This window comes from Rhodococcus sp. PBTS 1, from assembly GCF_001620025.1.
Taxonomy (GTDB): Bacteria; Actinomycetota; Actinomycetes; order Mycobacteriales; family Mycobacteriaceae; genus Rhodococcoides; species Rhodococcoides kroppenstedtii.
Map to the genome: position 1 here is coordinate 2,858,514 of NZ_CP015219.1, position 12,615 is coordinate 2,871,128.

A 12,615-nucleotide genomic window follows, 5' to 3' on the forward strand; every position below is an offset into this window, starting at 1 on the left:
TGTGTTCAGCCCTCTACTTCGCAGCCAGCTCGGCGGCCTTGTCGGCGCCCTCGTCCATGGTCTCGGCGAGCGTCACCAGCGGGTGCGCGGCGTCGGCGAGAATCTTGCGGCCTTCCTCGACCTTGTTGCCGTCGAGGCGAACCACCAGCGGCTTGTTGGCGTCGTCGCCCAGCTTCTTCAGCGCACCGACGATGCCGTTGGCGACGGCGTCGCATGCGGTGATGCCGCCGAAGACGTTGACGAACACGCTCTTGACCTGGTCGTCGCCGAGGATGACGTCGAGACCGTTGGCCATGACCTCGGCCGAGGCGCCGCCGCCGATGTCGAGGAAGTTGGCGGGCTTGACGCCGCCATGGGCCTCACCGGCGTACGCGACGACGTCGAGGGTCGACATGACCAGCCCGGCGCCGTTGCCGATGATGCCGACCTGTCCGTCGAGCTTGACGTAGTTCAGGTCGTTGGCCTTGGCCTTCGCCTCGAGCGGATCGGCCGCGTCGGCGTCCTCGAACTCGGCGTGGGCCTTCTGGCGGAAGTCCGCGTTGGCGTCCAGGGTGACCTTGCCGTCGAGGGCGAGGATCTGATCGTCCGGCGTACGCACGAGGGGGTTGACCTCGACGAGGAGGGCGTCTTCCTTGATGAAGACTTCCCACAGCTTCTGAATGGTGTTGGCGGCGGCGTCCAGCACCTCGGCGGGCAGCTTGCCGGCCTCGGCGATCTGTCGCGCGAACGCCAGATCGACACCCTTGACGGCGTCGACGGGGATGCGAGCGAGGGCGTCCGGGTTTTCCTCGGCCGTCACCTCGATCTCGACGCCACCCTCGACGGAGCACATCGCCAGGTAGGTGCGGTTGGTGCGGTCGAGCAGGAAGGAGATGTAGTACTCCTCCGCGATGTCGCTCGCCTCGGCGACGAGGAGCTTCTTGACGACGTGGCCCTTGATGTCCAGGCCCAGGATCGCCTCGGCGTTGGCTTCCGCCTCCGCGACGTCCTTCGAGTACTTGACGCCGCCGGCCTTGCCGCGGCCACCGACCTTGACCTGCGCCTTGACCATGACCGGCTTGCCGATTTCCTCGGCGATCGCGCGGGCACCGGCCACCGTGTCGGTGACACGTCCGGCCGACGTCGGAACTTCGTGCTTGGCGAAGAGTTCCTTCGCCTGGTATTCGAAGAGATCCATCAGCTCACCATCTCGTCTGCGTTGACGCCCGCTCGAGGGGTAGGAGCGGGTCCGACCAACGACAATAACGACCGGCCCGGAGGCCCGGACAACACCCCGTGTCCGTTGTGCTCCATCTCACCGACCAGCGCGAATGCTACTCGTCGGTACGAGTGAGCAGGCCGCTGAGCAGGGCCGACACGATTGCACCGACGCCCGTGATCGCGGCGCCGACCGCAGCGCCGTCCACGATCGCCGCGAGGGCGAGGCCGCCCGCTCCCACCGTCGTACCGACGGCCGCCGCCACGGCGCGAGAACGCCGCGCGCGCAGCAGGATCGCCGCCGTCGTCACCACGACGGCCGCGAACACCACGCGGCCCCACACGTCCCATCCCCACGGCCACGTCCCGATCCAGCCGCCGAGCCGTCCGTCGACCGACCGCGCCGGCAGCAGCGACCCGACGACGATCAGGACGGCCGACGTCCAGGCCACCGCGCGGACGAGCAGTGGCCGCTCGGCGGCATCGGAGTCGACCGGATCGGAGCCCCCCGCGGCGGCGAGTGCCGGCGCAGCCACGACGGCGGCGAGTACGGACAGCCCGAGGAGCCATCCACCGAGCCCGGGCCGCACCCCGTCGACGCCGACGCCGAGCACCACCGCCTGCAGCACCACCGCCACGAGAGCGACGTGTGCCGCCAGGATCGGTGCCGATGCCGGGCGGACCGACGGGGCGAACTCCGACAGACACAGCAGCACCCCCACCGTGGCCACGACGACGCCCGACACGGCCACCGCGCCCAGCCCCGCGATGCGCGGAATCGGCCCGCTCGCGGCCAGGACCGGCAGCACGGACCCGGCCCCCGCCGCGGCCGCCGAGAGCAGGAGGAGTGAGCCGGCGACCAGGCGGGCGTTCGGTGCTCGTCGCGGCCGCTCGGCTGCCCGTCGACGCTCCCCCGCCGCGTCGGTGCGATTCGGCCGAGCGGCGGTGCGATCCGGGCGAGCCGCGGCGAGGAGGAGCGCCGCCCCGACGAGCCCGAGCCAGGTCCCCGGTCCGACGTCGATGCGATCGCCGGCCGTGGCGGCCGCCGGGACACGCGGGACGACGACGAGGAGCACCGACAGCGCGACGCCCACCAGCGCTCCACGGGTGACGTCCCGTCGTGGCGACGTGGCCGCCAGGGCGACGACCACGAGCACCGCGAGCGCGGCGAGGACGTACCCCAGGGCGAGCGAGAGCGGCGCACCCAGAACGGACGGCGCCAGGAAGACGGAGTCGGTGCTGACATAGGCCGGCGACACCACGGCCGCGGCCGCACCCGCCGCACCGAGAAGGACGAGCACCCCGCGCCGGGGTGCGTCGTCGACCGCGACGGACGGACGACGGGCCAGGGCGACCGCGGCCAGAACGCCGGCCACCACGTACGCGGCGTGGCCGGCGAGGAGCGCCACCGAACCGACCGTCGGGGACGGCGCCGCGGCCGCCGTCGGCCGGAAGAGGTCCAGTCGGTCCGCGTCGAGGGCTCGGGCGAACAGTTGCAGATCGGTCACGGCGAGGCCGAGAGCGACGGCTCCGACGGCGGCCGTCGCGGCGAGGCCGAGATCGGGCCGTGACCGACGGCTCCCGAGCACCAGCGCGAACACCAGCGCCTGACCGACGACGATCGCAACGGTCGAGCCGATCACCGGCCCGGCGAGGACGGGCGACGCGACGCCCACGACGGACGCGGCAGTCACCGCGACGGCACCGACCAGGACGAGGGCGGCGGACCACGGTTCGAGCGGCTTCGTCACGATCGACGACGGTATCGGTGACCCGATCGCTTCGGTCGTTCTCTCGAGTTCCACCAGGTGGCCTTGTGAGCCACCTCACATATTCGGGCGGGACAGCGGATCGGCTTGCGCAGCCTGCGACCGTTTCGTTACCGTCGCCGAGGCTCACATCACGAGCAGGTCACGGCTGAACCACCGCGACATTCCACGGGTTCACGATCAGGAGGACGGCAGCTCTTGCAGCACCACCGCACTCCGTTCACACCCAGCCGCTTCGTCGGCGACAACGCCTCCGGCGTTACTAACGTTCCCGATCTCTCCCCCGTCGACACCTCCAGTCCGTGGGACCGCGATCACGAAGGCGACGACTACGACGCCACGACCCCCGCCTGGTCCGCGGCCACGCGTATCGACGACGCACCGCGTCGCCGCCGGTCCGTCCCCGCCACCCAGTTCCTCGTGGCGGCCACCGACCCCGACACCGTCGACGAGGTCGCCCCGCGTCGTACCGGCGCCCACCGCATTCCCGCTCCGCCGACCGCCCTCAAGGGCCGGGTTGCCGTCGTGGCCGTCGCCGCCGGCGCCGTGGTCTCCGCCGGGCAGGCCGCCGTGGCCGGGAACCAGCCCGCCGAGCGCAGCGACGTCTCCGAGTACGCCCTCGCCGCCGGTCAGGCTCCGGCCGCCGCAGCCGGGGTCGTCGACGCCGGCGCTCCTGCGATCCTCGACACCGCAGCGCCCACGTCGGACAGCCTGCCCACCGCCACGTCGACCGGAGCGCCCATCTCGGCGCCGTCGAAGTCCGCGGCACCGCAGATCCTCAACGTCGCCGCACCCGTGGACCTGAGCCAGTTCGATCAGCTTCTGGCCAAGGGGCAGCGTTTCCTGGCCGAGCGCGAGGCGCGCGAGGCCGCCGCCCGGCGCCCGCTCTTCGCTCTCCCGGCCCTCGGTACCTACACGTCCGGCTTCGGCGCCCGCTGGGGCACCCTGCACGCCGGCGTGGACATCGCCAACGCCATCGGTACCCCCGTCTACGCGGTGGCCGACGGCACCGTGATCGATTCCGGCCCGGCGGCGGGCTTCGGACTGTGGATTCGCCTGCAGCACGCCGACGGCACCATCACCGTCTACGGCCACATCGACTCGTCCGAGGTCCAGGTGGGTCAGACGGTCATGGCGGGCGACGAGATCGCGAAGATGGGCAACCGCGGCCAGTCCACCGGCCCGCACCTGCACTTCGAGGTGCACCTGCCGGGCGAGAACAAGATCGACCCGCTCCCCTGGCTGGCCACCCGCGGCATCAGCCTGGGCCCGGCCGGCGACTGATCGCCGGCCCGCTCCCCTCGTCTACAGCTTGACCATCGGCACGCCGCCGATCAGCATCATCTTCACCCGTCCGGCCGTGCCGAAGTCGATGAGCACCATCGCCCGCTGACCGGTTCCCTCGGATTCCACCACCGTGCCCAACCCGTACTTGTCGTGGCTCACGCGATCGCCGACGGCCAACGACAGCACGGTGTTCGACGCGCGCGCCTTGCCGAAGCCGGGAGTCGGCGTCGAGGACGGCGACGAACCACCCGACCAGCCCCCGCGGGGATTGGCCGTCCAGTCGCGCTGACGGCCAGAGCCGAAACCGCCGCGCATTCCGCCACCACCGACGCCGGGATCCTCCCGCTTCCAGTCGATCAGGTGCTGCGGAACCTCCTGCAGGAAACGCGATTCCGGGTTCTGGATGGGCTGTCCCCATGCCGAGCGCATGATCGCGCGAGTCAGATACAGCCGATGGCGAGCGCGGGTGATGCCCACGTAGGCCAATCGGCGTTCCTCCGACAGCTCGGCCGGGTCGCCGAGCGCGCGCATGTGCGGGAACTGGCCGTCCTCCCACCCGGTGACGAAGACGACGGGGAACTCGAGCCCCTTGGCCGTGTGCAGCGTCATGAGGGTGACCACGCCGTCCCCGTTGTCGGGGATCTGGTCGGTGTCCGCCACCAGCGACACCCGCTCGAGGAACGCCGCCAAGGACCCCGGCTCGGCCTCGCCCTCGGTGTCGCGGTCGGAGTCCGTCTCGGCGTCCAGGTCCTCGAGACCCTCGGCGTTGCGCGCGTCCGCGCTGAATTCCCGCGCAACGGAGACGAGTTCGTTGAGGTTGTCGAGCCGCGCCCCGTCCTGCGGATCGGAGCTGGCCTCGAGCTCCGCCCGGTAGCGCGTGCGATCCAACACCGCTTCGACCACGTCGCCGATGTCGGCGACGTCGTTGCCGTCGGCGTCGACCTGGTTCATGGTCGACCGCAGTTCCTCGATCATCTCGACGAACGAGCCGATGGCGTTCTGAGCGCGGGTGCCCAGCAGCGAGACCTGTCCCGCCGCCGCGTCGAGCAACGCCTGGTTGAAGCTGATGTTCTTCCGCTCGGCGTGCACGGCGACGCAGGCCTCGGCCCGATCACCGATACCGCGACGCGGGGTGTTGAGGATGCGGCGCATACTCACGGTGTCGTCCGGATTGGCGAGCACCCGCAGGTAGGCCACGATGTCGCGGACCTCCTTGCGCTCGTAGAACCGCACCCCGCCGACCACCTTGTACGGCAAGCCGAGCCGCACGAAGATCTCTTCGAGCGCACGCGAGTTGTTGTTGGTCCGGTAGAAGACGGCGACGTCGGAGTACTTGAGGTCGGTGCCGTCGACCAGACGGTCGATCTCCGATGCGACGAACCGCGCCTCGTCGTGCTCGTTGTCGGCGACGTACCCGACGATCTGCTCGCCCTCGCCGGTGTCGGTCCACAGCCGCTTCTCGCGCCGACCGGTGTTGCGCGCGATGACCGCGTTGGCCGCCGACAGGATGGTCTGGGTGGAGCGATAGTTCTGCTCGAGCAGGATGGTCCGGGCGTCCGGGTAGTCGCGCTCGAACTCCTCGATGTTGCGGATGGTGGCGCCGCGGAACGCGTAGATCGACTGGTCCGCGTCACCGACCACGCAGAGCTCGCTCGGCGGCACACCCTCGCTCGACTCGCCGTCCGTTCCCACCAGTTCCCGCACCAACATGTACTGCGCGTGGTTGGTGTCCTGGTACTCGTCGACCAGGACGTGCCGGAACCGCCGACGGTAGTACTCCGCCACGTCCGGATGCGTCTGCAGCAGCGCGACGGTCTCGCCGATCAGATCGTCGAAGTCGAACGCGTTGGCCGCCCGGAGCCGCTGCTGGTAATGCGTGTAGACCTTCGCCACGATCGCGGGCAGCTCCGCCGTGTCCTGCTGGGCGTCCGCGACGGCGCGATCCGGATCGATCAACTCGTTCTTGAGGTTGGAGATCTGCGTGGCCAGCAGACGGGCCGAGAACTTCTTCGGGTCCAGCTCGAGATCCTTGCCGATCATCGTGAGCAGGCGACGCGAATCGTCGGCGTCGTAGATGGAGAAGTTGCTGTTGACGCCGGGAAGCAGCGCCGCCTGCGCACGCAGGATGCGCACGCAGCTCGAGTGGAAGGTGCTCACCCACATGTAGTGCGCGCGCGGACCCACCAGCTGAGCCACCCGCTCGCGCATCTCCGCGGCGGCCTTGTTGGTGAACGTGATGGCCAGGACCTGACCGGGAGCGACGTCCCGCTCCGCCAGCAGATAAGCGATGCGCCGCGTGAGCACCGCCGTCTTGCCCGACCCGGCGCCGGCCACGATGAGCAGCGGCGACCCGGTGTGCACCACCGCCTCGCGCTGCTGCGGATTGAGGCCCTCGAGAAGGTGCTCGGAGGACGGGGCCGACCGGTGGGTGCGCGCAGGAGACGTCGTGTTCATCGTGCGTCCAGGCTACCGCCGCCCACCGACACCCCGATCCCGCCCGTGCGAGGGGCATACTGGTCGAGGCTCGGTAACGGAGTCACCGAGACGCGCGACACACGTCGTGACAGGAGGAATCGACATGAGTACTTCGCACACCACCCACGACACCGGCGTCGACGTTCCCACCACCGAGGCCGAGATCACCGAGCTGCGCAAGGAGATCGACCGCCTCGACGCGGAGATCCTCGCCGCCGTCAAGCGCCGGTCGGAGGTTTCCCAGATCATCGGACGCACCCGCATGGCGCAGGGCGGACCCCGCCTGGTCCACACCCGCGAGATGGCCGTGCTGCAGCGCTTCAGCGACCTCGGCCAGGAGGGCCACACCCTCGCGATGCTGCTGTTGCGCCTCGGCCGAGGTCGCCTGGGCTGAGCGCCCCCGATCAGGGCAGCGCGATGTACTTGGTCTCCAGGTACTCCTCGATGCCCTCGCTGCCGCCCTCCCGGCCGAAGCCGGAGGCCTTGATGCCGCCGAACGGCGCGGCCGCGTCGGAGATGACGCCGCGGTTGACGCCCACCATGCCGGTCTCCACCGCCTCCGCCACCCGTAGTGCACGGTCGAGGCTCTCGGTGTAGATGTACGACGCCAGGCCGAACTCGGTGTCGTTGGCCGCGGCGATGCCGTCGTCCTCGGTCTCGAAGCCCTGTACCGCGAGGACCGGTCCGAAGACCTCCTCGGCGAGGATGCGCGCGTCGCCCGGAACGTCGGTGATCACGGTGGCCGGATAGAACCAGCCCGGGCCGTCGGGGACGGACCCGCCGAGCGCGACCGTCGCCCCCTTCGACGCCGCGTCGTCGACCAGTTCCGCGACAGTGTCGCGCTGGTCGGAGTTGATCAGCGGGCCGAGCTTGGTGTCCGGATCGCTGCCGCGCCCCAGCGTCATGTCCTTCATCTTCTCGGTGACCTTCGCGACGAACTCCTCGCGCACCGAGTTCTGGACGTGGAAGCGGTTGGCGGCCGTGCAGGCCTCGCCGCCGTTGCGCATCTTCGCCAGCATCGCGCCCTCGACGGCCGCGTCCAGATCGGCGTCGTCGAACACCACGAACGGCGCGTTCCCGCCGAGCTCCATCGACGTCCGCAGCAGGTTCGCCGACGACTTCTCCACCAGCATCCGGCCCACCTCGGTGGATCCGGTGAACGTCAGCTTCCGCAGCCGCGGGTCCTCGAGCAACGGCCCGGTGACCGCCGAGGACTTCGACGTGGGCAGGACCGACAGCACGCCGGTGGGCAAACCCGCGTCCTGGATCAGCTTCGCCAGGTAGAGCATGGTGAGCGGGGTCTCGGAGGCGGGCTTGACCAGAATCGTGCAGCCGGCGGCGAGAGCGGGACCGATCTTGCGCGTGCCCATCGCCAGCGGGAAGTTCCACGGCGTGATCGCGAGCACCGGGCCGACGGGCTGCTTGGTCACCAGGATGCGACCGTTCCCGGCGGGCGCCGGGGTGTACCGGCCCGCGATCCGGACGGCTTCCTCGGAGAACCACCGGAAGAATTCGCCGCCGTACTTCACCTCGGCCTTGCTCTCGGCCAGCGCCTTGCCCATCTCGAGCGTCATCAGGAGCGCGATGTCGTCCGCGTGCGCCGAGATGGACTCGAAGACCGCGCGCAGGATCTCGCCGCGCTCGCGGGCGGGCGTCGCGGCCCATCCCTTCTGCGCGGCGACCGCGGCGTCGAGCGCCCGAGCGGCATCGGCGGGACTCGCGTCGGCCACCGAGGTGAGCACCTCGCCCGTCGACGGGTCGCGCACCTCGAACGTCGCACCGTTCTCGGCGTCGACCTGCTCGCCCCCCACCCACAGCTTGGTCGGCACCGACGCGATCAACTCGCGCTCCCGTCGGCTCTGCTCCTCGGTCACCTCGGCCGTTGCTGACACACCGTCTCCTCACGTCGTGCAGGTGGGCACCGCGTTCGCACACCACCCTCGTACCGCAGTCATACCCCGACCGCTCGCGGCGAACACGATTAGGGTCGAGTCATGAGCGCCGACACCCCCACCGATGCCGTCCGTGCCCGACTCGCCGACCACCACGCCGCGCTGGCCGACCGCCATCTCCGGGACCTCTTCGCCGACGATCCCGCGCGCGGCGCCGACCTCACCGTCACCGTGGGCGATCTCTTCGTCGACTACAGCAAGCACCGCGTGGATCGCGAAACCCTCTCGGCCCTGGTCGATCTCGCGCGGGCCGCCGACGTGCCCGGTCGTCGCGACGCCATGTTCGCCGGTGAGCACATCAACGTCTCCGAGGATCGCGCGGTGCTGCACACCGCGCTGCGGCTGCCGCGCGAGGCGACCCTCGAGGTCGACGGCCAGGACGTCGTCGCCGACGTCCACGAGGTGCTGGACCGGATGAGCGACTTCGCCGATCGGGTGCGCAGCGGCGAGTGGACCGGCGCGACGGGCGAGCGCATCCGCACCGTGGTCAACATCGGCATCGGTGGGTCGGACCTCGGTCCCGTGATGGTCTACGCCGCGCTGCGTCACTACGTCGACGCGGGCATCACCGCACGCTTCGTCTCCAACATCGACCCGGCCGATCTCGTCGGCACCCTCGCCGATCTCGACCCGGCGACGACGCTGTTCGTCGTCGCCTCCAAGACGTTCGGCACCCTCGAGACGCTCACCAACGCGACGGCGGCGCGGCGGTGGCTGACCGACGCGCTCGGTGACGACGCCGTGGCGCAGCACTTCGTCGCCGTGTCCACCAACGCCGAGAAGGTCGGGAACTTCGGCATCGACACCGCGAACATGTTCGGCTTCTGGGATTGGGTCGGCGGGCGCTACTCCGTGGACTCCGCGATCGGGCTGTCGGTGATGATCGCCGTGGGACCCGACCGGTTCCGGGAGTTCCTGGACGGCTTTCACCGCGTCGACACGCACTTCCGCGAGGCCCCGCTCGAGGAGAACGCGCCGCTGATCCTGGGCATGCTCGGCGTCTGGTACTCCGAATTCTTCGGCGCGCAGTCGCGGGCGGTGCTGCCGTATTCCGACGACCTCGCCCGCTTCCCCGCCTATCTCCAGCAGCTCACCATGGAGTCCAACGGCAAGTCGGTCCGGCTCGACGGGTCCCCGGTGGTCGGCGACACCGGCGAGATCTTCTGGGGCGAGCCCGGCACCAACGGCCAGCACGCGTTCTACCAACTGCTGCACCAGGGCACCCGGCTGGTTCCCACCGATTTCCTCGGATTCGCCGAACCCACCGACGACCTCCCGACGGCCGACGGCACCGGAAGCATGCACGACCTGTTGATGAGCAACTTCTTCGCGCAGACGAAGGTGCTCGCGTTCGGGAAGACGGCGGAGGAGATCGCCGCCGAGGGCACCCCGGCCGAGCTGGTGCCGCACAAGGTGATGCCCGGCAACCGGCCGTCGACGTCGATCCTCGCGCCGCGCCTCACGCCGTCCGTGGTCGGCCAGCTCATCGCGCTGTACGAGCACCAGGTGTTCGTCGAGGGCGTGATCTTCGGGATCGACTCGTTCGACCAGTGGGGCGTCGAGCTGGGCAAGACGCAGGCGCAGGAACTCACGCCCGTCCTGACCGACGAGGCGGGGCCGGGAGACGATCTCGATTCCTCGACCGCGTCGCTGGTCCGGTGGTACCGGGCGGCCCGCGGGCGCTGAACGAGACGAGACCGCGCCGGTCCGTCGGGTCGGGGGTCTGACGGACCGGCACGGTCTCGCTCACCATGTCGTCACGGCGTGGCCCCGCGTTACACCCCGCGGCGAACACGTCGGAAACCGTTCGTGAACAGTCACGTTGGATGGCGGTCGGCGGTACGGTCGTGTCATGAACGTGACCGTCGAACGCCGTGGCCCGGTGGTCACGGTCATCCTGGATCGTCCCGACGTCCGGAACGCCGTCGACGGGCCCACCGCGGCGGAACTGGTCGCCGCGTTCGAGGACTTCGACGCCGACCCCACCGCCGCCGTCGCCGTCCTCCACGGTGCGGGTGGCACTTTCTGCGCGGGCGCCGATCTCAAGGCGCTGGGGACCGACCGATCGAATGTCGCCACCGAGCACGGTGACGGACCGATGGGACCGACCCGGATGGAGCTGTCCAAGCCGGTGATCGCCGCGGTCGCCGGCCACGCCGTCGCCGGCGGTCTGGAACTGGCGCTGTGGTGCGACCTGCGGGTGGTCGAGGAGGACGCCGTCTTCGGGGTCTACTGCCGTCGGTGGGGGGTGCCGCTGATCGACGGCGGCACTGTCCGGCTCCCGCGGCTCATCGGCGAGTCGCGCGCGATGGACATGATCCTCACGGGCCGCTCGGTGGACGCCGCCGAGGCATTGTCGTTCGGGCTGGCCAACCGCGTGGTCCCGACGGGCACCGCGCGCGCCGCGGCCGAGGAACTCGCGGAGCAGCTCGCCGCCCTCCCCCAGACGTGCCTGCGTCGTGACCGCCTGTCGGTGCTCGAGCAGAACGGACTGAGCACCGCCGACGCGATCGTCGCCGAGTTCCGGCACGGGGCGATCTCGCTGGCCGACGCCGCCGCCGGCGTGCAGCGATTCACCGCCGGGGCCGGTCGGCACGGAGCGCCCGCCGAGTGACCCGACTGTCCGTCGTCGACGAGATCTTCCTGCGCACCCACCGCGGATACGGCATACCCGTTGCCATGCAGGGCATCTGGGTGTTCGACGAGCCCATCGACCGTGCGGCGCTCGACCGGGCCGACCTCGAGCTCGGCCAGGGCGCGCTCGGAGTGCGCATCGTGCGCCCCCGGATTCCCGGCGCGCGGCGACGCTGGGTGCGCGCGACCGACCCGGCCGGGGTGACGTGGAGCGACCCGATCACCGACGTCGCGGCCTGGGCGGACCACTGCGCCGACGTGCCGCTCGACCCGGAGTTCGGTCCGGGGTGGCGACTGTCGGCCGCGCCCCACGGCACCGGGACGGCGGTGTCCGTGGTCTGCTCCCACGTGGTCGCCGACGCCCGCGGCCTGATCGCGGCCGCCACGGCGGCCGTCTCCGACGCCCGTCCCGAGCCGAGCCACCTGGTCGACGACGAGCACTCCGACGAGACCGGAGCCGCTGATCTCCGGGACGCCGCGACCGTGCTCGGGCGGGTGATCGGGCGGACCGCCGCGGCGTCGGCATCGTTGGGGGTCGATCCCGACCGCCGTGCTGACCTGCGCCGATACCTGGCCGCGTCGCGCAGCACCCCTGGCGCCGCCGGTCGGAGTGTCCCCCGCACGCCGCCGGTGGGCTGGGCGCCCGTCTCCGTCGTCGCGGACGTGTCGGCGGCCGATTTCGAGGCGCGGGCACAGGGCGACGGCGGCACCCCCAACGTGCTGTTCCTCTCGATCGTCGCCGGGGTGGTGGACCTGCTGCGGCGCGGACACGGTGCGCCCGTCACGCTCGGGGTGCCGATACGGGTCGAGGCCGGCGGCGCCAACGCCCTGTCCGTCACCGCCGTCCGCGCGGCGCCGGACACCCCGCTGCCGGACGTGCGCGCTGCGGCCCGCACGGCCTACCGGCACCCGCTGACGGCCCCCGCCGGATTTCCCGACGAGTTGCTCCACGTCGTCCCCGATCGGTGGGCCGCGGCGTTGGCGCCGTCCACCGGTCGTCGGGATGCGTTGTGCTCGAACATCGGCGACCTCCCGGACGCGGTGCGGCACATCGGTGGGATCACCGCCCAGCGGGTGGCCACTCGGGCGATCCACCCGGGGCTGCGCTGGGACCAGGCCGCAGCGTCGCCGACGGTGCTCTCCGCATACGTCAGCCGATGCGCGGGTACGTACACGGTGTCGGTGGTGGTCACCGACCCCACGGCGGCACACACCTCGGCCGCCGTACGCGAGGCCGTCACCGCTGCCGCCGCGCGGCACCAGTTGACGCCACGGTTCTGGTGAGCGGACCGTCCGCTCAC

At 70.9% G+C, this 12,615-nt stretch carries 9 protein-coding genes; 5 read left to right on the forward strand and 4 right to left on the reverse strand.

Annotated elements, in window-relative coordinates; genetic code table 11:
• Positions 1-13: 13 nt before the first annotated feature.
• Positions 14-1,177: an ADP-forming succinate--CoA ligase subunit beta gene (gene sucC, locus A3Q40_RS12975; RefSeq protein WP_068102752.1), complete on the reverse strand. Its 1,164-nt coding sequence runs from the start codon at positions 1,175-1,177 to the stop codon at positions 14-16.
• A 136-nt stretch (positions 1,178-1,313) separates the two neighbouring features.
• Positions 1,314-2,948, reverse strand: a complete 1,635-nt coding sequence (locus tag A3Q40_RS12980; RefSeq protein ID WP_157889579.1) for a hypothetical protein — start codon at positions 2,946-2,948, stop codon at positions 1,314-1,316.
• A 216-nt stretch (positions 2,949-3,164) separates the two neighbouring features.
• Between A3Q40_RS12980 and A3Q40_RS12985 the strand changes: the two genes are divergently transcribed.
• Positions 3,165-4,250 (forward strand): M23 family metallopeptidase, encoded by a 1,086-nt coding sequence (locus A3Q40_RS12985; RefSeq protein ID WP_157889580.1) that lies wholly within the window; start codon positions 3,165-3,167, stop codon positions 4,248-4,250.
• A 21-nt stretch (positions 4,251-4,271) separates the two neighbouring features.
• Here A3Q40_RS12985 and pcrA read toward each other — a convergent pair whose 3' ends face one another.
• The gene (pcrA, locus tag A3Q40_RS12990) at positions 4,272-6,707 is read right to left on the reverse strand and encodes a DNA helicase PcrA (RefSeq protein WP_068102757.1); all 2,436 of its coding nucleotides are present in this window, start codon (positions 6,705-6,707) and stop codon (positions 4,272-4,274) included.
• 124 nt (positions 6,708-6,831) lie between these two features.
• Here pcrA and A3Q40_RS12995 point away from each other — a divergent pair, with 124 nt between their 5' ends.
• Positions 6,832-7,122, forward strand: a complete 291-nt coding sequence (locus A3Q40_RS12995; RefSeq protein WP_068102759.1) for a chorismate mutase — start codon at positions 6,832-6,834, stop codon at positions 7,120-7,122.
• Between the two features lie 10 nt (positions 7,123-7,132).
• Here the strand turns inward: A3Q40_RS12995 and A3Q40_RS13000 are convergent, their stop codons facing one another.
• Positions 7,133-8,620: an NAD-dependent succinate-semialdehyde dehydrogenase gene (locus A3Q40_RS13000; protein WP_235606299.1), complete on the reverse strand. Its 1,488-nt coding sequence runs from the start codon at positions 8,618-8,620 to the stop codon at positions 7,133-7,135.
• A gap of 102 nt (positions 8,621-8,722) precedes the next feature.
• Here A3Q40_RS13000 and pgi point away from each other — a divergent pair, with 102 nt between their 5' ends.
• From pgi to A3Q40_RS13015, 3 genes are all read left to right on the forward strand, one after another.
• Positions 8,723-10,366, forward strand: coding sequence for a glucose-6-phosphate isomerase (pgi, locus tag A3Q40_RS13005; protein WP_068102763.1), 1,644 nt, complete (start codon positions 8,723-8,725; stop codon positions 10,364-10,366).
• Positions 10,367-10,532: 166 nt separating this feature from the next.
• Positions 10,533-11,294 carry a crotonase/enoyl-CoA hydratase family protein gene (locus A3Q40_RS13010; protein WP_068102764.1) on the forward strand — a complete coding sequence of 254 codons (762 nt, stop codon included), beginning with the start codon at positions 10,533-10,535 and terminating at the stop codon, positions 11,292-11,294.
• Entirely contained in the window at positions 11,291-12,598 is a 1,308-nt protein-coding gene (locus tag A3Q40_RS13015) for a hypothetical protein (protein ID WP_068102766.1), read from the forward strand. The genes A3Q40_RS13010 and A3Q40_RS13015 overlap by 4 nt, the downstream gene beginning before the upstream one ends.
• Positions 12,599-12,615: the final 17 nt, after the last annotated feature.

Coding starts and splice junctions, on each gene's coding strand:
- pgi (WP_068102763.1), top strand. CDS start 8,723: ATGAGCGCCGACACCCCCACCGATGCCGTCCGTGCCCGACTCGCCGAC.
- pcrA (WP_068102757.1), bottom strand. CDS start 6,707: ATGAACACGACGTCTCCTGCGCGCACCCACCGGTCGGCCCCGTCCTCC.
- A3Q40_RS12995 (WP_068102759.1), top strand. CDS start 6,832: ATGAGTACTTCGCACACCACCCACGACACCGGCGTCGACGTTCCCACC.
- A3Q40_RS13010 (WP_068102764.1), top strand. CDS start 10,533: ATGAACGTGACCGTCGAACGCCGTGGCCCGGTGGTCACGGTCATCCTG.
- sucC (WP_068102752.1), bottom strand. CDS start 1,177: ATGGATCTCTTCGAATACCAGGCGAAGGAACTCTTCGCCAAGCACGAA.